The organism is Microtetraspora malaysiensis (genome assembly GCF_001528665.1).
Lineage (GTDB): Bacteria > Actinomycetota > Actinomycetes > Streptosporangiales > Streptosporangiaceae > Microtetraspora_A > Microtetraspora_A malaysiensis.
The window spans coordinates 61,424-82,087 of the sequence record NZ_BBYJ01000038.1 but is presented as its reverse complement, the minus strand read 5'-3'; the positions used below and the strand labels follow the sequence as shown (position 1 = coordinate 82,087).

The following is a 20,664-nucleotide window of genomic DNA, read 5'->3' as shown; positions in this document are numbered from 1 at the left end:
AGAGCCCGTTCGGGCGGCCACGCTCCCTCAGGGCAGGTAGACGGTGTACTCCGTGAGTGTGCTGGTCAGGTCGGCCGGGAGGTCCGCCGTCACGCACAACTCCAGGGCCGAGCTGAAGGTGCCGACCGTCTGCCGGGCCTGGAGGATCTGCTCGACCAGCTCCGGGGTCATCCCGGGAAGCGTGGCGATCACCGCGGCCGGTGCGTGGTTCATGTCCACCAGACCGCCGTCGTCATATCGTCGCGGAAGGTCGGGACGGCCGATGCGCAGCTCCAAGGCGAGCCCGGGGTCCTGCTCGGCCCGCTCGCGCGCCTCCTGACGCAGCTCGCGGCGGTGTTGCGCGAACTGGATCGCCTGGTCGTTCCCGTACGCCACCGGGTCGGGGCGGGGGAAGACGCGGCGGCGGACGGCGAAGGAGTGGGCGGTGCCGCCGAGGGTGTTCAGCAGCACGCTCGCGACGAACAGCGCTTCGCCCAGCGCGCCGCTGGGACCGCTGGCGACCATGGTGACCGTGCCGACCATATAGAGCGCCAGGGCGGCCCACGCCGTCTGCGTGCGCAGCTTGAGTGCGGCGTAGAGGAAGGAGACCGGGGTGAGAAGCCCCATTGTCCCCAGCGGGACCAGCGACCACAGGACGCTGAGGAACGTCCGGCCGCCGCTCGGCGGGCGCGGCATCGGGGGCGGCATGCCGGGCACCGGGCGGTACGGCATCGGCCCGTACGGTCCCCGGCTGTAGGCGGGGTGCCGGGGAGGCGCGGCGGGCGTCACGGGGGCGTGCCCCTGCGGCGGCGTCTGGACTCCCGGCCGCCGGACCGGGGCCGTCGGCGCCTGATCCACGTCCCCACCGGGCCGTTGCGCGTCCGGCGCCGGCCCGTGCGGGGCGGCCTGGCCTTGGGGCCCGGGCGCGTACGGCTTCTGCCTCATCGCGCCGTGGGGCGACGGCTGTGCAGAACCGGGCGCCTGCCCGTGCGGTGTGGGTCCGTACGGCGCCTGCCCGTACGGCGGCTGTGGCGGAGGACCGGGATGTGGGGGCCGCATAGTGGCAGAATAAGTCCTTTTTTACCGCTCCACTTGTGGACAACCAGTGGAGGAGCCTGTGGAAACTGTGGAAAACACAGAGGGATGGGTCGCCGCATTCACGTGTCGTCCATCCTGCGCGATGATGGGGAATTGTGGCACGTATACCAGGAGAAGGGCTGGCCAAGGGGCTGGCGGTCACGCTCAAGCACATGGTGCGCAAATCGGTGACCCAGCAGTACCCCGAGGTGCACCCTGACCTGCCTCCGCGCAGCCGGGGCGTCATCGCCCTGGTCGAGGAGAACTGTACGGTCTGCATGCTCTGCGCCCGTGAGTGCCCCGACTGGTGCATCTATATCGATTCCCACAAGGAGACGCTGCCGGCCCCGGAGGGCGGGCGGCCCCGCGCGCGGAACGTGCTCGACCGGTTCGCGATCGACTTCTCGCTCTGCATGTACTGCGGCATCTGTGTCGAGGTGTGCCCCTTCGACGCCCTGTTCTGGGCTCCGGAGTTCGAGTACGCGGAATACGACATTCGCGATCTGCTTCATGAAAAGGACCGGCTGGGCGAGTGGGTGGAGAGCGTGCCGCCTCCGCCCCCGCACGAGGTCGGCGCGGAGCCGCCCAAGGAGGCGGCCGCCGCCGCGTCCCGCCCGGCTCGTGGGCCGGCCGGCCATACCGGCGGGGAGCCCGCGGGTGCGGAGCCCGCCGGACCTGGGCGTTCGCGCGCCGAGGGCGCGGGCGGTGCCGGGCGTTCGAGCGAGACGGCCCGCCCGGGCGCCGCCGCCGGCTCCGGTCCCGCCGAGGCCGCGGCCGTCCCGGGAGCCGCCGAGGCAGGAGCCCCCACGGAGACCTCGGAGGCCGCGGCCGGTACGGATCAGCCCGGCGCCGAGGGAGGGACGCGGGCAGCCGCGGGCAGGGCCGGTGCCGACAGGGGCACGCGGGCACGGCGCGAGGCGCCACGCGGCCCGGCCGCGATCCGCGCGATCCGCCCGCCGGGAGCGCTGCCGCAGCGGCCGTCCGCGCCCGGCGGCCCCGGCCCTTCCGAGACACCTGAGACATCCCGTCCACCCGGCCCTTCCGAGACACCCGAGTCTCCGGAGGCGTCCGGCCCACCGGGCGCTCCCGAGCCGCCCCGGCCGCCTGAGCCGTCCCGGCCGTCCGAACCTTCCCGGCCACCGGAGGCTTCCGGGACCGCCGGGCCGTCGGGCGAAGCGGAGAGAGAGCCGGCCGAATCTCCGGGCGCCGACTCCGCCGACTCCACAGAGGGCGGCCCCGCCGGGCGGGAGGCTCCGGCTCGCCGCGAGTCACCGCGCGCCCTGCGGAACGTCCGCTCGATCCGGCCGCCCGGATCCCTGCCCAAGAAGGACGCGCCACCCGATCAGGGAGGCGACGCGTGACATCGCAGGTGCCGGACCTATGGCCGCCGAGCGCGCAGGAAGTCGTCTTCCTGCTGCTCGGCGTCGTCGCTCTCGGGTCCGCCCTGCTGGTGGTGACGACCAGACAACTCGTCCATGCCGCGCTCTGGCTGGTGGTCTGCTTCGGCGCGCTCGCCGGCGGCTACCTGGTGCTGACCGCCGAGTTCGTCGCGTGGGTCCAGGTGCTCATCTACGTGGGCGCGATCGTCGTCCTGCTGCTGTTCGGCATCATGCTGACCCGCGCGCCCATCGGCCGCAGCGCCGGCCTCGACTCGGGCAACCGCGTCACGGCCGCCACGGTGGCGGTGGGGACGGCGGCCGTCCTGGTGACCGTGGTCGTCCAGGGGTTCGCCACCGCGTACACGCCGCTGGAGCCCGGCGGCGGCGCGGCGGCCACGCTGGGGGCGAGCATCTTCCGGTCGTGGGTCCTTCCCTTCGAGGCGCTGTCCGTGCTCCTGCTGGCCGCCCTGATCGGCGCCATCGTCCTCTCCCGCACGGACATCCGCCCGGCGAATCCCGCCGCCGACGCCGGAGGTCCGGCCGCCCCGACGACACCGCCACACCCTCCGGATCCGGCCCCGCCCCCCGCGGACGGTTCCGGCGCGACCGCGGGTGAGACCGGCTCCGGCCGGGTCTCCCGGGACGGCGGTTGACGTGCACGTCGTCTATCCCCTGGTCGTCTCCGCGTTGTTGTTCTCCATCGGCGTCTACGGCGTGCTCGCCCGGCGCAACGCGATCCTCGTGCTGATGTCGGTCGAGTTGATGCTCAACGCGGTCAACCTCAATCTCGTCGTATTCGACGTGTGGTTACGCGACCGGCTGCACGGCGGTCAGGTGCTCACGCTGTTCGTCATCGTGATCGCGGCGGCCGAGGTGGGGCTGGGCCTCGCGATCGTGCTCTCGGTCTTCAGGAACCGCCGCACCATCGACGTCGATCGGCTCCGGGACCTGAGCGAGCGCGACCTCATGAGTCCCACGACCGCCGGGCCGCCCGGATCCGGCCCGTCCGGCCCTCCCACCCCACCCGACGCCGGACCGGCCGCGCCGGGACCGCGGCCGGCCCCCTCAGGCTCGGGTTCCGCCGGAGCGCTCGACCCCTCGGAGGCCGGATGATCGTCCTGGCCGCTCTCGCCGTCCTGCTGCCGTTCACGGGAGCCGCCGCCGGGCTGCTCGGCTCGCGGTTCCCGCGCCGCCGCACCCCCGCCCGTACGGCACGGCGGCGGGCGGCGTGGTTCGCGGTCGTACCCGTCGCGGGCGCGGCGGTGGCGGCGGCGTGGCTGGCCGGGTGGCAGGCGACCGGCGGCGGCGAGGCGGCGGCGTGGCCGGTCCGCATCGAGACCGGCTCCGTGCCCATCTCCGTGGGGCTCCAGGCGGGCGGGCTCGCCGCCCTCGTCGGCGTCCTCGTCACCGTCGTGGCGCTGGCGGTCCAGGTGTACTCCGTCGGATACATGCGGGACGACCCGCGTTATCCGTCGTACAGCTCGTTCATCAGCCTGTTCACCAGCGCCATGCTGCTCGTGGTCTACGCGGGCGACCTGATCGTCCTGTACGTCGGCTGGGAGATCATGGGCCTGTGCTCCTACCTGCTGATCGGGCACTGGTGGGAGGACCGGGCCAACTCGCGGGCGGCGGTCAAGGCGTTCCTGGTCACCCGGCTCGGTGACGTCGGATTCCTGTTCGGGATATTCACCCTCGGGCTGTCGGCGGGCAGCTTCCGCATCGACGACATCCTCGCCGCCGACCTGCCGAAGGGCACGCTCGTCGCCGCGACGATGCTGCTCCTCGCCGGGGTCGCGGGCAAGAGCGCCCAGGTGCCGCTGCACACGTGGCTGCCGGACGCCATGGCCGGCCCGACCCCGATCAGCGCGCTCATCCACGCGGCCACCATGGTGGCCGCGGGCATCTTCGTGGTCGCCCGGCTCTATCCGGCCTTCCTGGCGGCCCAGCCGACGCTGGACGTGCTCGGCGTGATCGCCGCGGTGGGGATGCTGGGCGCGGCGCTCGCCGCACTGGCGCAGGACGACCTCAAGCGGGTGCTGGCGTACTCGACGATCAGCCAGCTCGCGCTCATGGCGGGGGCGCTGGCGGCCGGGTCGGAGCACGCGGCGATCTTCCACCTGGTGACGCACGGCGCGTTCAAGGCGCTGCTGTTCCTGTGCGCGGGCGTGGTCATCCACCACGTCGAGTCGAACCTGATGAGCCACATGGGCGGGCTCCGCTCGACCCTGCCGGTGACGTTCTGGACGATGACGATCGGGTTCGCCGCGCTCGCCGGGCTGCCGCCGGCCAGCGGTTTCTTCAGCAAGGACGCCGTGATCGCGGCCATCGAGCGCGCCCACGGCCCCGCGCAGCCCTTCCTGTACGGCTGCGCGCTCGTCACCGTGGGTGTGACCGGCGCCTACGCGGCCCGCGCCTGGCTGCGCACGTTCTTCGGCTCGCCGCGGACGGTCGTGCTGCCACACGCAGGTGATCACGGTGGGGGGCACCGCCGGGTGCCCCGCTCCATGCTGTGGCCGGTCGTGCTGCTCGCCGTACCCGCCCTGGGGCTCGGCTTCGCCGGGGTCCGCGACCTCGACGCGGGGTCGGCGGCGACCAGCGTGGTGATCGCGCTGCTCGGCGCCGGCGTCGTCTACGCGCTGTGGCGCGGCGCTCCGGAGCTGGATCCGGCGCGGATGCTCGGCCCCTTCCGCACGCCGTGCGAGCGCGCCTTCTACCTGGACGCCGTCTACGACCGGCTGGTCGCCCGGCCGGTCCTGCGGCTCGCGCGCGGCGTGGTGCGCGCCGACGACCGGGTGGTCGACGGCGCCGTACGCGGGTCGGGGCGGGCGGCGGTCGGCCTGTCCGGGCTGCTGCGCCGCGCGCAGAACGGCAACGCCCAGCTCTATGTCACCGGCGTGCTCGCCGGGGTGCTGCTGATCGCGGTGGCGGTGGTGGTGCTGGGATGACGGAGGTGCCCCGCGTATGAGCTGGCTCCCGATCGCGATGCTCGCCGTTCCCCTGGTCGGCGCGGCCGTGCTGCTCCTTCCCGGGTTCGCCGGGCGGACGCCCCGCCGGTACGGCCTGGCCGTCTCCGGAGTGACGCTGGTCCTCGCGGTCGGGCTGGCGGCGACCTTCGACTACGGCCACGCGGCCCGGATCCAGTTCGAGACCGACCTGTCCTGGATCCCGGGGCTGGCCCTGCGGTTCCATCTGGGCGTGGACGGCGTCTCGCTGCCGCTGATCGTGCTGACCGCGCTGCTGACGTTCCTGTGCTTCGTCCTCCTGGCCGGTCGACCGCCGCGCCGGCCCCGGGCGCTCGTGTTCACGCTGCTGGTCCTCGAAACGGGCATGATCGGCACGTTCCTCGCGCTCGATCTGCTGCTGTTCTTCGTGTTCTTCGAGGTCGTCCTCGTCCCGATGTACTTCGTGATCGCCGTCTGGGGCGGGCCGGGACGGCGGGCGGCGGCGGTCAAGTTCATCCTGTACACGCTGCTCGGCTCCGCCGTCATGCTGCTGGGACTGCTGGTCGTCTGGGCCCAGGCGGGGACGCTGGACATGGTGGCGCTCGCCCACGGCCACACCATCGCGCGTTCGGCGCAGATCGTGGCGTTCCTGGCGATCGGCCTCGGCCTGGCGGTCAAGGCGCCGATGTGGCCGCTGCACACCTGGCTGCCCGACGCGCACACCGAGGCGCCGACCGTGGGCTCGGTGCTGCTCGCCGGAGTGCTGCTCAAGATGGGCACGTACGGCTTCGCCCGCATCGCGATCCCGATCCTGCCGGAGGGCGCCGCCGCGCTCGCCCCCTGGCTCGGCGCGTTCGGGGTGATCGGCATCGTCTACGGCTCCCTGGCCTGCCTCGCGCAGCGCGACCTCAAGCGGATGATCGCGTACTCGTCGGTCGGGCACATGGGGTTCGTGCTGCTCGGCTTCGCGACGCTGACCCCGGTCGGCGTCAACGCCGCCCTCTTCGGCAACGTCGCGCACGGCCTGATCACCGGGCTGCTCTTCTTCATCGCCGGCGCGGTCAAGGACCGGTACGGCACGGCCGACATGACACGGCTGGGCGGCGGGATGCTGAGCCGCCTGCCGTACATCGGGTCGTTGCTGACCTTCGCCTGCGTCGCGTCGCTGGGGCTGCCCGGCCTGGCCGGGTTCTGGGGGGAGATGCTCGCGCTGTTCGGGGCGTTCCGGCCCGCCGCCGAGCTGTCCCGGCCGCTGTTCCTGGTCTTCATGGTGATCGGCGGTGTCGGCACCGTCCTGACCGCCGCGTACTTCCTGCGGATGCTGTCCCGGGTGACGCACGGAAGCCCGGTGGTGCCGGAGGGGCCGCCGGTCACGTCGGCGGAGGAGGTGCGCGAGGTCCTGGGCGGCGAGGGGCCGGTGGAGCCGGTCGCCACGGGAACGGTCGTCGCCGCCGTCGCCGCCGTCGCGGCTCCGGGAGCTCCGGGCGTTCCGGGTCTCGGCGGGCTCGGGGAGCCGCCTGAACGGCGTGACGTGACCGCGTACGAGCTGGCCGCCTGGGTGCCGCTGGTCGTGCTGATCCTGATCTTCGGCCTCTGGCCGAAGGCGCTGCTGGCCATCACCACGCCGGCCGTGCAGGCCATCCTCCGGGGGGTGGGCGCGTGATCCAGTCCATCGACTACGTCGCGATCGGCGCGCCGCTGGCGCTCGCGCTGGCGGCCGGGCTGGTGCTGCTGCTCGACGTCTTCCGGCCCCGCCGTACACCGGGGCCGCTCGGGCTGGTCACGCTGGCCGGGGTCGTGGTCGCGGGCGGCTTCGTCGCGGCGCAGGCCCTCGGCGGTGGGGAGCGGCGCACGTTCTGCACCGGCGGCGCCGGGTGCTCCTTCGTCGTGGACGGGTTCACGCTCGTGCTGTCCGGGCTGGTGCTCGGCGCCGGGGTCGTGGTCGTGCTGCTGTCGATGACCGAGCTGGCGGAGCGGCGCATCCCGCCGGGCGAGTGGTACTTCCTGCTGCTGTGTGCCCTGACCGGCGCGGTCCTGCTGCCCGCCGCGCGCGACCTGGCCACGCTCGTCGTGGCGCTCGAACTGGTCTCCCTGCCCGTGTTCGCGCTGACCGCGCTGAAGCGGTACGACGGCCGGGCCTCCGAGGCGGCGCTCAAGCTCTTCCTCGTGTCGGTGATCTCGACCGCCGTCACGCTGTTCGGCGTCTCGCTGCTGTACGGGCTGACCGGGACGCTCTATCTGGAGCCGCTCTCGGCGGCCCTCTCCGGCGCTGCCGCTTCCGGCGCGGCGTCCGTGGCCGTCGTGCTGGTCCTGGCCGGGTTCGCGTTCAAGGTGGCGGCGGTGCCGTTCCACTTCTGGGCGGGTGACGTCTACCAGGGCGCGCCCGTCCCGGTCGCGGCGCTGCTCTCGGTCGTCTCCAAGGCCGCCGGGTTCGCCGGGCTGATCCTCATCCTGACCGTCGGCCTGCCCGGGCAGGCGGCGCTGTGGGCGCCCGTCGTCGCGGTCGTGGCCGCGCTGACCATGACCGCCGGGAACGTCCTCGCCCTGCGCCAGCGCGCCGCGCTGCGGCTGCTCGCCTGGTCGTCGGTCGCCCAGTCCGGCTACATCCTCGCCCCGCTCGCCGTGATCGGCGGCAGCGCCCGCGACGCCTCGGTGGCGTACCTCGTCATCTACGCCGTGATGAACCTCGGAGCGTTCGCGGTGGTCATGACGGTCTCCCGTACGGCGGCGCGGGGCGAGCTGGACGACTACCGCGGGCTCGCCTTCGGGCGGCCCGGGGCGGCGGTCGCGCTCGCCTTCTTCCTCCTCTGCCTGGCCGGCCTCCCGCCGGGGCTCGCCGGGTTGTTCGCCAAGGTCGTGGTGTTCCGCCAGATCGTGGAGGGCGGGCTCGGGTGGCTCGCCGTCGTCATGGCGGTGAACACGGTGATCGGGCTCTACTACTACATCGCCTGGACGGCCCGGCTGTTCACGCCCGCCCCGGCCCCGCCCGCGCGGGTGTCCGCGCCGGTGCCGGCCGCGCTCGCCGTGGGGATCGCGGTCCTGGTCACTCTGGCCTTCTCGGTCGCTCCGCAACTGGTGCTCGCCGTCGTCGGCTGATCGTTTCCCGGTGGGAACGTTCTGCCTGGCCACGCACGTTGGTACCGGTGAACGCACCAAATCGTGAGCTCGTGAGGAGGGTGGCGTGCACCACAACGGCCTGCGTACCGCGATCCTTCTGGGGGCTCTCTCCGCGCTGATCCTGGTTGTGGGAGCCTGGCTCGGAGGCGGCTCCGGCGTGCGGCTGGCCCTCGTGATCGCGCTGCTGACCAACGGGATCGCCTACTTCTTCTCCGACCGGATCGCCCTCTCCGCGATGCGGGCGCGCCCCGTCAGCGAGGTGGAGCAGCCGGTCCTCTACCGCATCGTCCGCGACCTGTCCTATGACGCGCGCCAGCCGATGCCGCGGATCTACGTCTCCCCGACCATGCAGCCGAACGCGTTCGCCACGGGACGGAACCCGCGCAACGCGGCCGTCTGCGTCACCCACGGCCTCCTCACGGTGCTGGATGCGCGGGAGCTCAGGGGAGTGATCGGGCACGAGCTGTCCCACGTCTACAACCGGGACATCCTGATCTCGTCGGTCGCCGGGGCGCTGGCCACGATGATCACGTACTTCGGATACATCGGGATGTTCTTCGGGTCGGACGACGACGACGGCCCGGGCTTCCTCGGCGCGCTGCTCATGATGATCCTTGGCCCGGTGGCCGCGTCCATGATCCAGATGGCGATCTCCCGCTCGCGCGAGTTCGCCGCCGACGAGTCGAGCGCCCGGATCACCGGCGACCCGCTGGCGCTGGCCTCGGCGCTCCGCAAGATCGAGATGGGCGCCCGGCGGCTGCCGCTGCCGGAGAACGGCCGGCTGGCCTCCGCGAGCCACATGATGATCGCGAACCCGTTCCGCGGCGCGGGCGTCGGCAAGCTGTTCTCGACCCATCCGCCGACCGCCGAGCGGGTCGCCCGGCTGGAGCGGATGGCCGGCTACCGTCGCTGACCTTCTCCTCGGAGGGGCGCGTGAGCCAGACCGGTCACGTCGAGGCGAGGGTGCGTGACCGGTCTGCCGTCCGTACGAGGGTCCGTGAGGCGTGGGGTCATTCGCCCGGCAGCCACCACATGTAGACCTTGGAGCCGAGCTTGATCGTGTCGATCGTGCTCGTGGCGCCCGAGTCGGGGTCGAGAGAGCGACGCACGAGGCCCGTCGTGTCACCGTCCTTGTTGCTGCGCAGATCCCACAGCGTCAGGGATCCGGAGGCGTCCCAGCTGAGTCGGTAGGGTGACTCGTTCTTCGGCACCTTCACGTCCACCGCCGCGCCGACGTTGTCGGCCTCCAGGTCGTAGACGCGCAGGCGCGTCTTGCCCGACGGCGTGGTGATCGTGACGGCGACGCTGTTGCCATCGTCTGCCACGGCCTGCGGCATGTTGTTGGCGATGACCTGCGGCACGATGCGGCGGGCGGTCGTGGCGCCGTTCTCGTCGAGGACGAGGAGCTCGGTGGTGTTCTCGCTGGTGGAGCGGGTCGCCAGGAGGTGGCGGCCATCGGGGCTGAAGTCCTGGACGGAGAGCTTCGGCGAGATCGTGCTGACCTTGCCCGTCGTGAGGTCGACGAGCAGCGTGGAGAGCTTGGCATCCCCGGACGAGTAGTCGAGCAGGATGCGCTCGCCGTCGTACGACAGCTTGGCGTTGACGTCGTCCATGCCGACGCCCTTGGGCAGGCGGCCCGTCGTGCCGGGCAGTACCCGAACCCGGTTCGCGGCGAAGTCGCGGATCACCAGCTTGTTGTCCGACTTGCGGAAGTAGGCCGCGTATCGGCCGTCGCCACTGAGGGCGAACTCGGACATCATCTCCTTGTCGACCTTGCCGGCGGCGGTGACGGGGTTGACCCGGGCGTCGGTGACCGTACGGGCCGTGCCGTCGCGCATGACGGCCGTCCACGGCCCGCAGGGGATGTTGTATTCCTCGCCCTTCTTCGCGCACAACTTCGCCCAGGCGTAGCGGACCTCGCCCTTCGCGGCGGACGAGGCTCCCGTTCTCGTCTCCACGGCTGCGGCGGTGCCCGTACGCGCCTGGGCGGCGGTGGGGGCGGCCAGAGCGGAGATCGTCGCGGCGACCGCGGCGGCGAGGATTGCCGTTTTCCTTGTCATCGCTTGCTCCTTTCGTCACCTGATAGATGCGGAGGGTGGGCGAAAGGTTGCGTTACGAATCGGCCACGATGTGTCGAAGGTCACCGCTTTTCCTACTGTTCAAGTAGGAAAAGCGGTGGAAGATTCGCATATGGATGGTGTTTACTGCATCTAGCCATTTGGGGCGTTTGAGTAGACAGATCATTAGAGAGTGTCTGACAAATGCTGCCCGTAGCGAGCGCGGATCCAGATGGATGCATCGCAAGGCGGAGGAGGAGGCCGTAGCGGAGCCTACGGCCGACGACGACAACGCAGCGAGGCGCCGTCTGGGCCGCGCGCAGCAGGGCTTGATTTGTCAGGCACGACCTGATGCCGGGAAAGGTGTGGCATGGCGGGTATCGACGAGCGCGGCGCGTTCAGCCGCCGCGGGCTGCTCAAGGCGGCCGTCACCGGTGTGACCATCCTGTCCGCGGCCGCGCTGCTTGAGGCGTGCGGAGCGGCGCCGGCGCGCGAGTCCGGGACGTCCGGATCGGGCGGGAGCGCCGCCGCGGGCACGGACACCGGCAAGGAGATCGAGCTGCTCCGGGTCGCGCTGCCCGGGTCGCTGTCGAACCTCTATCCCGGCCAGGAGTCCGGCATCCTGAACTACTACGTCGCCGGGATCTGCATGGAGGGTCTGGTCGGCGTCGACACCTCCGGCGCGATCGTCCCCGCGCTCGCCTCCAAGGTCGAGCGCACGTCGCCGACGACGTACGTCTACACGATCCGCGACGACGCGAAGTTCCACGACGGCAGCCCCGTCACCGCCGACGACATCCTTCACTCGATCGAGATGGCCAGGGACGCGAAGGCGTCGCCGAGCACGGCGAGCTACTGGGCCAACCTCGACAAGGCCACCAAGTCGGGCGCGAACGAGATCACGCTGACCAGCAAGACCGCCGACGAGGCGTTCGGCTGGATCCCGTCCAACGTCGACGCGCTGTGGGTCGCGCCCAAGACCGCCTGGGAGAAGGCGAAGAACCAGCTCGGCACCGCGCAGTCCCCGCTGGTCGGCTCCGGGCCGTACAAGGTGACGGAGTTCGCCCCGGACTCGCACGTCGAGCTCACCCGCGTGGACACCTGGCACGGTCCCCGGCCCAAGGTCGCCAAGATCCGCTTCGAGTTCATCGCCGACGACAACACCCGGCTGCTGGCGTGGCAGGCGAACAAGGCCGACATGTCGCTCAACGTGCCGCTCGCCCAGGCACGGCAGTGGGAGGCCGCCCCCGGCACCCGCGTCGTGTACGCGGCCGACCGCTCGTACGCGGGGCTCACCTTCAACGTGACGGCCAAGCCGTTCGACGACGTCCACGTGCGCAAGGCCGTCGCCCACGCGATCAACCGCGACGCGATCGTGCAGAAGATCCTGCGCGGCCGCGGCCAGGTCGCGACCGCGCTGTCCACTCCGGAGCAGTTCGGCGGCCTGTGGACGCCCGAGCAGGCGACGAAGGAGCTGGCCGCGATCCCGCAGTACGCCTACGACCTGGAGCAGGCGAAGAAGGAACTCGCCCAGTCGTCGGTGCCGAACGGCTTCACCGTGTCGCTGTCGTACCCCAACACCGGCCCGCACCTCGGCACCGCCGCGCTCGCCTTCGCCGCGGACCTGAAGAAGATCGGCATCACGCTCGACGTTAAGGAGCTGCCGATCGAGCAGTGGCTCGCCGAGCTGAACACCTTCCCGCCGCTGAGCTTCATGTGGTACTTCAACACGACCGGCGACCCGGCCGAGCTCGCGAGCTGGTTCCTCGGCGAGGGCAACCCGGCGAAGTACGCGAACGACGGCATCGCGGCCACCATGGCCAAGTCGGGCGCCGAGTCGGACCCGGCCCGGCGCGCCGCCCTGCTGGTCGAGGCGCAGAGCGCCCAGGCGGCGGACCTTGCGTACCTGCCGCTGTGGTGGGGGCAGTCGGCGATCGCCCTGAGCAGCGCCGTCGGCGTGCGGGACTACACCTCCTACACGCTGCTGGCCAACTGGCCGGACCACCTCTACGCGGCCAAGTGACCGGCATGACTCCGGGTCGGCGTACGAACGGATGGGCGGGCGGATGGGCGGGCCGGTGAGAAGACCGTGAAGCGGCTGGTGACCGGCCCGGTGCCGGCCTTCGTGCTGCGCAGGGCCGGGGCGACGGTGCTGCTGCTGCTCGCCCTCTCCCTGCTGGTGTTCGCGCTGCTGTACCTCGCCCCCGGGGACGTCGCCCGCAACCTGCTCGGCACCCGCAACGTCACCCCGGAGGCCCTGGCCGAGATCCGCGCCCGGCACCACCTGGACGAGCCGTTCCTGCAGCAGTACTGGAGGTGGCTCACCCACGCCGTCACCGGCGACTTCGGCACCTCCATCCGCACCGGACGGCCGATCGGACCGCTGATGCTGGAGAAGACCGGGATCACCGCGGCCACCGCCGGGCTGGCGTTCCTGCTGTCGGTCCTCGCCGGCATCCCGGCGGGCGTCCTCACCGCCGTCCGCCGCGGCCGCTGGCTCGACCGCGTCCTGGTCACCGCCTCCGTCATCGGGGTCAGCGCGCCCGGGTTCGCGGTCGGCCTCCTGCTGCTGTACGTCTTCGCGCTCGGCCTGGGCTGGTTCCCGATCTACGGGACCGGCGAGGGATTCTTCGACGCCCTCTGGCACCTCGCGCTGCCCGCAGTGGCGCTGGCCCTGGGGCTCGGGGCCTTCGTCGTCAAGCTGACCCGCGCCGCCGTCATCCGCGAACTCGACCAGGACTACGTGACCTTCGCCCGGGGGCGCGGACTGCCGGAGGCCGCCACGCTGCGCATCGTCCTGCGCAACGCGGCGATCCCGATCGTCACCAGCCTGGGCCTGATGGTCGCCTACCTGTTCGGCGGCACCGTGCTCATCGAAGTCACCTTCGCCCTGCCCGGTCTCGGGTCGCTCATGGAGGAGTCGGTGCTGTTCAAGGACATCCCCGTGGTGCAGGCGCTGACGCTCGCCGTCGCCCTCGTGGTCTCCGTGGCCGCGTTCCTGGTGGACCTGTCGTACCTGATCATCGATCCGCGCGTACGGGCCCGGACGGTGCGGCGATGACGCGGGATTCATCGGTGCGGGCCGGGGCGGTGGGACGATGAGCCGGACGTCGAACGCCGGACGGAGGCGCATCCCGGTCGTCGCGATCCTGTCCGCCGCGCTGCTGGCCTTCGTCGCGATCTGCGCCATCGCGCAGGAGATCATCGCGCCGAACGCGCTGGAACAGGACATCTATCTCGGCGTGGTCGGCGGCGGCGTCGAGGGTCACCTGTTCGGGACCGACCAGCTCGGGCGCGACATCCTGCAGCTCTCGCTGGCCGGCGCGCGGTCCGCCCTGCTCGGCCCGCTGGTGGTCGCGGCCGGGTCGATGCTGATCGGGTTCTTCCTCGGCACGTACGCCGGCTATCGGGGCGGCGTCGTCGACATGCTGGCCGGTCGCTACGCCGATCTGCTGCTCGCGCTGCCCGCGGTGCTGCTGGCCATCGTCGTCGCTGGACTGGTCGGCCGGGGCTACTGGGTCACCGTCGCCGTGCTGATCGTGCTGTTCTCGCCGTCGGACGTGCGGCTGGTACGCGGCGCGGTCATCGAGCAGGCCCCACGGCCGTACATCGAGTCGGCCCGGGTGCTCGGCATCCGCCCGTCGCGGATCATGTTCCGGCACATCGCGCCCAACATCGTGCCGATCGTCGTGGCGAACCTGCTGCTGAACGTCGCGTTCGCGCTGGTCGCGCTGTCCTCGCTGTCGTACCTGGGCCTCGGTGTCCCGCCGGGAGCGCCCGACTGGGGGCGGCAGCTCGCGGACGGCAGGCAGCTCCTCGGGGACAACCCGCTCGCCGCCGTCGTCCCCGGCGTGCTGATCATCCTGACCGCCACGGCGGTCAACCTGCTCGGCGACTGGCTCTCCGACCTGCTGGACCGACGGGTGGTGGCCCGATGACGACATCGACGGCGACGGGACGTGCTCCGTTGCTTGCCGTACGCGATCTGCGCGTGACGTCGGCCGCCGGCGCCGTCGTCGCCGGGCTCGATCTCACCGTGGCCCCGGGCGAGACGGTCGCGATCGTGGGGGAGTCCGGGTCCGGCAAGTCGATGACGGTCAAGGCGCTGACCGGACTGCTGCCCGAGGGGGTACGCGCCACCGGGAGGATGAACCTTCCCGCCCGCGACCCCGGACGTGCCGATCCGGAGCGAGGGCCGGCCGGCCTGGAGATCGATTTGGCCGCTCCGGGGGGCGCGTGGCGCGAGGTGCGCGGGTCGCGCATCGCGCTGCTGCTCCAGGACCCCTTCACCTCGCTGTCCCCCGTGCATCGCTGCGGCGAGCAGATCGGCTGGGCGATCTCCGGGGCGGGCCGGGGCGAGCGCGTCGCGCGGTTGCTGGCCGAGGTCGGGCTGCCCGCCGAGGTCGCCGGCAAGTACCCGTTCCAGCTCTCCGGCGGGATGCGCCAGCGGGTGGCGATCGCCGCCGGGCTGGCCGCCGACCCGGACCTGCTGATCGCCGACGAGCCGACCACGGCACTCGACGTCACCACGCAGCACGAGGTTCTGGAGCTGATCGCCCGCCTCCAGCGCGAACGCGACATGGGGCTGATCCTGATCACCCACGACCTGCGCCTCGCCCGCAGCCGGGCCGACCGCGTCATGGTGATGTACGCGGGGCGGCTGGTCGAGGAAGGGCCGACGGCGCGTGTGCTCGACGCGCCCGCGCACCCGTACACCGCCCGGCTCGCGGCCTGCGACCCGCCGCTCACCCATCGGCTCGCGGTGCTGCCGACGATCCCGGGCTCGGTCCCCCGGCCGTGGTCGGTCGGCGCGGAGTGCGCCTTCGCGGAGCGGTGCGCGTTCGTGACCGACGCCTGCCGTACCGCCGAGCCGTTGCTGGCCGAGGTGGCCGACGATCACCGGGCCGCCTGCCTGCGCGCCGGAACGGCCGTCCCGCCGGTGCCCACGGCATCCGTTTCTCCCACGCCGTCGCCCGGGGAGACGCGGGATGGGGACGCGGCGACGGCGTCGCCGTTGCTGCTCAGCGTGGAAGGGGCGGCCAAGCGCTTCCCCGGCTCCGCCGTGCCGGCGCTGGACGGTGTCGATCTGGAGATCGCCGCCGGAGAGGCGGTCGCGGTGGTCGGGGAGTCGGGGTCGGGCAAGACCACCCTCGCCCGGTGCGTCGTCGGCCTGGAGCAGGCGGACGCCGGGCGCATCACCTTCCACGGCAGCGCCACCGGCGCCAGGCGGGTGCAGATCGTCTTCCAGGACCCGTACTCCGCGCTCAACCCCGGGCTCACCATCGGCACCTCGCTGGCCGAGGCGCTGCGGGCCGCGGGCCGGCCGAAGTCCGAGGTGGGCGAGCTGCTGGAGCTCGTAGGGCTTCCCGCGGCGTACGCCCGGCGCAGGCCGCGGGCACTGTCGGGCGGCGAACGCCAGCGGGTCGCCATCGCCCGCGCCCTCGCGCCCCGCGCCGACCTGCTCGTCTGCGACGAGTCGGTCTCCGCGCTCGACGTGTCGGTCCAGGCGCAGGTCCTGAACCTGCTCGCCGACCTGCGGCGCAGGCTCGGGCTGACCCTGCTGTTCATCACCCACGACCTGGCGGTGGCCCGGCAGATTGCCGATCGCGTCTACGTGATGCACCACGGGCGCGTGGTGGAGAGCGGACCCGTCGACTCCGTGCTGGGCGCTCCGGCACACGAATACACCCAACGGCTGCTGGCCTCGATCCCGGCGGCGGACCAAGCGGACTGAAGAGGTTGCGCGTACATGTCTGAACGTGTTGTCCACCCAACCCCTACCGGTACTCACTCGGGCGATCCCGGGCAGGGCGATACCGGAGCCGCCGGGTTGGCCGTCGACGGGCTCGACATCGCCGTTCTGCCCGTGCACGGGGACGTGGGGCAGGTCGCGGAGGGCCTGCTCGACCACGTGCCCGAGAAGACGCTGCGCCGCTGGCGGCTCGCCGGAGGCATCCAGGTACGCACCCTGGTCACGGCGCGCGCCAACGGAGTGCTGGTCGGGGCGGCCTTCGAGGTGCACCGGCCGTTGACCGACTATCGGAAGATCGTCGACGTGTGGGCCCCGGACGAGCGCGTCGCCGACCTCCTGGTCGAGACGATCGAGGAGCGGGCCTGGCGCGAGGGCGCGGTCGCCGTCAAGCGGTGGTTCGCCGCCGACGACCACGATGACTCCGCCGGCCATCGAGCTGGAGGCCCCGCGGACCCGGCTGTGAAGGACCCCGCTGCGAACACGGCCGGGACATCCGCCGCCGCCGGGAAATCCGCGTGGCGACGATCCCTGGAACGCGGCTATCGGGAGGTACCGGTTCCGACATGGGCGGCGCCGGTCACCACCGACCCCGCGGACACCGGGTACGGACAGGTGCGATGGCGGGGGGCGGCTCCCGACCGGGCCTTGCCGTACATGCGGCAGACCACGGACTTCACCTGCGGGCCGGTGGCGCTGCAGCTCGCGCTGTGCGGGCTGGGGCTGCAGGATCAGCCGGACCGGGGCGAGGAGATGCGCATGTGGCGCCAGGCCACGACCGTGGCCGGCTGCGACCCGCTCGGGCTGGCCCTCGCGGCGGCGGACCGGGGCGCGGTGCCCGAGGTGCTGCTCTCGACCGACCAGCCCACCCTGCTGGAGCTGTGTACCACGGACGAGGAGCGCGACCTGCGGGGGTTCATCCAGTCGGGCTTCCGCGCGGACCTGGCGGAGCGCGGGATCACGGTCGAGACGACGGCGTTCGATCTCGACCGGCTGCGCGCCGTGCTGGCCGACGGCGCCATCGCCCTGGTGCTGATCGAGCAGCTCGGCATGCACGCCGAGCCCTCGCCGCACTGGATCACCGTGCACAGCGTGGACGGCGACATCTTCTACGCCAACGACCCGTGGACGGACGCGGACCTGGGCGAGACCTACCTCGACGCCCTGGACCTGCCGCTGCCCTCCGCGACGCTGGACCGGCTGGCCTGGTACGGCACGCCGAGCTATCGCAGCATGGTTGTGCTGCGCGCGGCCTGAGGTCGTGCCCGGCCAGCAGCTGTCACGGCCTGGCCGGGCCCGCTAGCCGTATTGACCACGGCCCGACCCCACGGCGTTTCACCCGACCGTCGGTGGCTCGGGCCGGTGCCCGGTCTTGGGCTCTTTCGTACGGAGGTCAGGAGGAGGCTGGAGCGCCCGGCGGGTGGCGGGGCTTCGGCGCCGGACGTGGCTCATTGAATCGGCGTCACTTACAGGGTGCGGGAGATCGCTTGTGCGCGGTTCGACGAGGCTCGGCGGCGGATCAGTCGGCGGGCATGGAGACCAGGGTCAGCAGGCGGGCGGCCCGCGCCCCGGTCTGGTAGCTGTGCTCGGCCTCCGACGAGAACCGGACCGCGTCTCCGGCGCGCAGCCGGACCGTCCAGGTCGCGATCTCCAGGGTCACCGCGCCGGAGACCACGTAGACGAACTCCTCCGATCCCCGGCCGTGCGGCGCGCTTTCATGGGTGTGCTCGGGCGGCAGCAGGGACTCGTAGATCTCGAAGCGGCGCCGATCCATCGAACTCAGCAGCGTGCGCGCCGCCGCGTCGGCCGCCGTCCGTCGCATCACCTGCGGCTCGTACAGCGGGGTCCTGGTGATGTCGGCGAACGAGAGATCCAGCGCCTCGGCGATGCCGGAGAGGACCTCTACCGTGGGGTTGGCCACGCCGCGTTCGATCTGCGACAGCAGAGCCTTGCTGAACCCGCACCGGTCGGCCAGATCGCGGATGCTGAGCCCTCGCGTGCGGCGGGCGTGCCGGACGTTTCCGGCGATCGCCGCCCGGACCTGCTCCGACAGGGCGGTCATCGCCACACCGCCGCCATTCGTGCGCGGCGAGCCGTGAGCGCGGTCGCCGGTGGCCGTGGTTCTCGCCGTTCTCGTGGTCTCACGTGCCCTCGATGTGCCCTGCGGTGGAGTCCTCCAGCGAGATTATGCCAATCTTGGTGATTTGGCGGGACATGGCGGGGTTGAGCGCTTGGTCCCGAATCAACGCCGATTGAGCCCTGGCGGTAGCGACAGCCGCAGAGGCAACGGAAACCGGAGCGTGGGGACGCCGGGGCCGGACCGGCGACCCGGACGGAGCACCGCGATAGGGGAGCGGTGACCCGTCCGGATCACCGCTCGGTCAACGGTAGTTCGTGAACTGCAGGGCGATGTCGAGGTCCTTGCCCTTGAGCAGGGAGATGACCTCCTGGAGATCGTCCTTCTTCTTCGAGGTGACCCGGAGCTCGTCACCCTGGATCTGCGCCTTGATGCCCTTCGGGCCCTCGTCCCGGATGAGCTTGGAGATCTTCTTGGCGTTCTCCTGGTCGATGCCCTCCTTGAGGGCGATCATCAGGCGGTACTCCTTGCCGGACAGCTTCGGCTCACCCGCGTCCAGGACCTTGAGGGAAAGGCCGCGCTTGACGATCTTGTCCCTGAACACGTCGAGAACGGCGTTCGCGCGCTCCTCGCTGTTCGCCTTGACCTCGATATTGTCCTGGCCGGACCAGGAGATGCTCGCCCCGGTGCCCTTGAAGTCGAACCGGTGCCCGATCTCCTTGACCGTCTGGTTCAGCGCGTTGTCCACCTCCTGGCGGTCGATCTTGCTGACCACGTCGAATGACGAATCTGCCAAAGCACAAACCTCTCTCACTGTTGGTCCGGCTCATCGTCGGGAGGCGCCCACAGAGGTGTCACCACGATGCGCGCGGCTTTCCACGGGACCGACCCGTGACAGCTTCACGTATGGATCAGCCTATCGAGCATCATCCGGTACTGGGGTGCAGGCACTATTCGCCCCCTGCGCCGTCAATCGCGCTTGGCGGGCAGGGACGGCTCCTCGTCGGTCCAGCCCACCTGCTGGTAGGCGGCGCTGTCGCGCTCGGGATGCCGGAGCGCGGCCGAGAAGGCCGGGTGCGCCGCTTGGGCCTGCGTCGGCCGACGCCGCGGAGATCCGATCCCGGAAATACGTAGTGCCCCGAGCCGTGGAAGCTCGGAGCACTGAGAGGCAAGCGATCACGTGTGGTGCGTCAGGGGCCGATCCTCAGGCCGCTGCCGGCTTCGCTCGTACCCTGGCGGGCCACAGATTCAGAGGACCTTGCGCATGACGACACGGGGGGCGATCTCCAAACCGAGCGCCCGCTCATGCTCCACCAGGGCCCGCAGCTCCGGTCCCCAGTTCTCCGGCGGCAGCACCTCGAAGCCGCGCCGGGCGTACCACGGGGCGTTCCACGGCACATCACGGAATGTCGTAAGAGTGATCGCGTCACTCGTGGCCGCGGCCGCGTCACAGACGGCCTCGATCAGCCGCGTCCCGACGCCCTGGCCCTGATGATCCGGATCTACGGCGAGCTGGTCGAGATGCGTCAGGCCGTCCACCTGGCCGAGGAGGGCGAACCCCACCGGCGGCCGGTCCGCGACGATCACCCGTCCCGGGTCGTCGCATTCCTCGATCATGGTCGTGCCGGGAGGGAAGACGATGCCCAAGGGGACGAACGTCCGGTCGGCCGCGAGCTCAACCTGGACCAGCCCGGCGAGATCTTCCTTGTCAGCCCATCTGATCATTTGTCCATCATCTCGCGAGCCTGATGCCCCCGGCCGTACGGTCTGGGGCCGGGACAAACCGGTGTCACGTCCACGCCCGAAGTCCGCTATTCTTCTACCTGTCGCCGCGAGAGCGGAAGACAAGGCAGGTTGCCCGAGCGGCCAAAGGGAGCGGTCTGTAAAACCGTCGGCTCAGCCTACCCAGGTTCGAACCCTGGACCTGCCACCAGCCATAACGGCAGCTCAGAGCCCCTCCGGGGGCTCTTTTGCTTTTCCGGATCATGCAGCCATGTGCCGCTCTGATCGGCCGTATGTCGATGATCGCGCAATATACGCGCAATGATCTTGATGGCGTTTCCGCAGGTCGTGTGCCACGAACGCTGAAGGAGGCGTTGATGTAGGAGCTTCTGGAAGCGGTGCTGTGCAGGAGATGGAGGTAGGTCCTCCGGGGTCGCCCTGCAGGGGGAGGTCCCAAACCACCGCAGGCTGCGTCGGTTAACGGCCGTTCGTGGTGAGCGCTGCGGGAAAAGGCGCGACGTGATCGCGTCAGGTGTGGATCAGGAAGGCGAGCGGAAGCGAACCG

At 71.5% G+C, this 20,664-nt stretch carries 16 protein-coding genes, 1 tRNA gene and 1 pseudogene; 13 read left to right on the top strand and 5 right to left on the bottom strand.

Translation table 11 applies throughout. The features are described from left to right. Positions 1 to 27: 27 nt before the first annotated feature. Positions 28 to 837 (bottom strand): ComEA family DNA-binding protein, encoded by an 810-nt coding sequence (locus AWQ71_RS36410; RefSeq protein WP_157570792.1) that lies wholly within the window; start codon positions 835 to 837, stop codon positions 28 to 30. A gap of 335 nt (positions 838 to 1,172) precedes the next feature. Here AWQ71_RS36410 and AWQ71_RS44155 point away from each other — a divergent pair, with 335 nt between their 5' ends. The 7 genes and pseudogenes from AWQ71_RS44155 (at position 1,173) to htpX (ending at position 9,407) form a co-directional block, all read left to right on the top strand. Further along, a complete protein-coding gene (locus AWQ71_RS44155; RefSeq protein WP_245658867.1) occupies positions 1,173 to 2,417 on the top strand; it encodes a 4Fe-4S binding protein in 1,245 nt (414 codons plus the stop codon). Then, entirely contained in the window at positions 2,414 to 3,088 is a 675-nt protein-coding gene (locus AWQ71_RS36400; RefSeq protein ID WP_084259703.1) for an NADH-quinone oxidoreductase subunit J family protein, read from the top strand. The genes AWQ71_RS44155 and AWQ71_RS36400 overlap by 4 nt, the downstream gene beginning before the upstream one ends. A 1-nt stretch (position 3,089) precedes the next feature. After that, positions 3,090 to 3,371, top strand: a pseudogene (gene nuoK, locus AWQ71_RS44785) (NADH-quinone oxidoreductase subunit NuoK); the annotation flags it as partial. Positions 3,372 to 3,544: 173 nt separating this feature from the next. Then, positions 3,545 to 5,380 (top strand): NADH-quinone oxidoreductase subunit 5 family protein, encoded by a 1,836-nt coding sequence (locus AWQ71_RS36390; protein WP_067142806.1) that lies wholly within the window; start codon positions 3,545 to 3,547, stop codon positions 5,378 to 5,380. 16 nt (positions 5,381 to 5,396) lie between these two features. Further along, on the top strand, positions 5,397 to 7,040 hold the full coding sequence (locus AWQ71_RS36385; RefSeq protein WP_067142803.1) for a complex I subunit 4 family protein: 1,644 nt from the start codon (positions 5,397 to 5,399) through the stop codon (positions 7,038 to 7,040). Further along, complete coding sequence (locus AWQ71_RS36380) at positions 7,037 to 8,473, top strand: NADH-quinone oxidoreductase subunit N (RefSeq protein WP_067142799.1); 1,437 nt, start codon at positions 7,037 to 7,039, stop codon at positions 8,471 to 8,473. Before AWQ71_RS36385 ends, AWQ71_RS36380 begins: the two co-directional genes overlap by 4 nt. An 85-nt stretch (positions 8,474 to 8,558) precedes the next feature. Beyond that, entirely contained in the window at positions 8,559 to 9,407 is an 849-nt protein-coding gene (htpX, locus tag AWQ71_RS36375) for a zinc metalloprotease HtpX (RefSeq protein WP_067142796.1), read from the top strand. Between the two features lie 97 nt (positions 9,408 to 9,504). Here the strand turns inward: htpX and AWQ71_RS36370 are convergent, their stop codons facing one another. Next, entirely contained in the window at positions 9,505 to 10,554 is a 1,050-nt protein-coding gene (locus AWQ71_RS36370) for a hypothetical protein (protein WP_067142793.1), read from the bottom strand. Positions 10,555 to 10,921: 367 nt separating this feature from the next. Between AWQ71_RS36370 and AWQ71_RS36365 the strand changes: the two genes are divergently transcribed. The 5 genes from AWQ71_RS36365 (at position 10,922) to AWQ71_RS36345 (ending at position 17,557) form a co-directional block, all read left to right on the top strand. Further along, complete coding sequence (locus AWQ71_RS36365; protein WP_084259701.1) at positions 10,922 to 12,574, top strand: ABC transporter substrate-binding protein; 1,653 nt, start codon at positions 10,922 to 10,924, stop codon at positions 12,572 to 12,574. A 66-nt stretch (positions 12,575 to 12,640) separates the two neighbouring features. Then, positions 12,641 to 13,612, top strand: coding sequence for an ABC transporter permease (locus AWQ71_RS36360; protein ID WP_084259700.1), 972 nt, complete (start codon positions 12,641 to 12,643; stop codon positions 13,610 to 13,612). A gap of 37 nt (positions 13,613 to 13,649) precedes the next feature. Then, positions 13,650 to 14,489, top strand: coding sequence for an ABC transporter permease (locus AWQ71_RS36355; RefSeq protein WP_067142790.1), 840 nt, complete (start codon positions 13,650 to 13,652; stop codon positions 14,487 to 14,489). Further along, on the top strand, positions 14,486 to 16,285 hold the full coding sequence (locus AWQ71_RS36350; protein WP_067142788.1) for a dipeptide ABC transporter ATP-binding protein: 1,800 nt from the start codon (positions 14,486 to 14,488) through the stop codon (positions 16,283 to 16,285). Before AWQ71_RS36355 ends, AWQ71_RS36350 begins: the two co-directional genes overlap by 4 nt. A 15-nt stretch (positions 16,286 to 16,300) precedes the next feature. Then, a complete protein-coding gene (locus tag AWQ71_RS36345; RefSeq protein ID WP_084259699.1) occupies positions 16,301 to 17,557 on the top strand; it encodes a peptidase C39 family protein in 1,257 nt (418 codons plus the stop codon). Between the two features lie 262 nt (positions 17,558 to 17,819). Here the strand turns inward: AWQ71_RS36345 and AWQ71_RS36340 are convergent, their stop codons facing one another. From AWQ71_RS36340 to AWQ71_RS36330, 3 genes are all read right to left on the bottom strand, one after another. Beyond that, positions 17,820 to 18,362 (bottom strand): helix-turn-helix domain-containing protein, encoded by a 543-nt coding sequence (locus AWQ71_RS36340; RefSeq protein WP_157570790.1) that lies wholly within the window; start codon positions 18,360 to 18,362, stop codon positions 17,820 to 17,822. A gap of 319 nt (positions 18,363 to 18,681) precedes the next feature. Next, entirely contained in the window at positions 18,682 to 19,173 is a 492-nt protein-coding gene (locus tag AWQ71_RS36335; RefSeq protein WP_067142779.1) for a YajQ family cyclic di-GMP-binding protein, read from the bottom strand. 452 nt (positions 19,174 to 19,625) lie between these two features. Beyond that, a complete protein-coding gene (locus AWQ71_RS36330; RefSeq protein WP_067142776.1) occupies positions 19,626 to 20,102 on the bottom strand; it encodes a GNAT family N-acetyltransferase in 477 nt (158 codons plus the stop codon). A gap of 123 nt (positions 20,103 to 20,225) precedes the next feature. Here AWQ71_RS36330 and AWQ71_RS36325 point away from each other — a divergent pair. Continuing rightward, positions 20,226 to 20,310 (top strand) — tRNA-Tyr (locus tag AWQ71_RS36325). Positions 20,311 to 20,664 lie beyond the last annotated feature (354 nt).

Excerpts from the sequence above, each read along its gene's own strand:
- AWQ71_RS36390 (WP_067142806.1), top strand. The coding sequence starts at position 3,545 with ATGATCGTCCTGGCCGCTCTCGCCGTCCTGCTGCCGTTCACGGGAGCC.
- AWQ71_RS36345 (WP_084259699.1), top strand. The coding sequence starts at position 16,301 with ATGTCTGAACGTGTTGTCCACCCAACCCCTACCGGTACTCACTCGGGC.
- AWQ71_RS36350 (WP_067142788.1), top strand. The coding sequence starts at position 14,486 with ATGACGACATCGACGGCGACGGGACGTGCTCCGTTGCTTGCCGTACGC.
- AWQ71_RS36355 (WP_067142790.1), top strand. The coding sequence starts at position 13,650 with ATGAGCCGGACGTCGAACGCCGGACGGAGGCGCATCCCGGTCGTCGCG.
- AWQ71_RS36385 (WP_067142803.1), top strand. The coding sequence starts at position 5,397 with ATGAGCTGGCTCCCGATCGCGATGCTCGCCGTTCCCCTGGTCGGCGCG.
- AWQ71_RS36340 (WP_157570790.1), bottom strand. The coding sequence starts at position 18,362 with ATGACCGCCCTGTCGGAGCAGGTCCGGGCGGCGATCGCCGGAAACGTC.
- AWQ71_RS36330 (WP_067142776.1), bottom strand. The coding sequence starts at position 20,102 with ATGATCAGATGGGCTGACAAGGAAGATCTCGCCGGGCTGGTCCAGGTT.
- AWQ71_RS36365 (WP_084259701.1), top strand. The coding sequence starts at position 10,922 with ATGGCGGGTATCGACGAGCGCGGCGCGTTCAGCCGCCGCGGGCTGCTC.
- AWQ71_RS36370 (WP_067142793.1), bottom strand. The coding sequence starts at position 10,554 with ATGACAAGGAAAACGGCAATCCTCGCCGCCGCGGTCGCCGCGACGATC.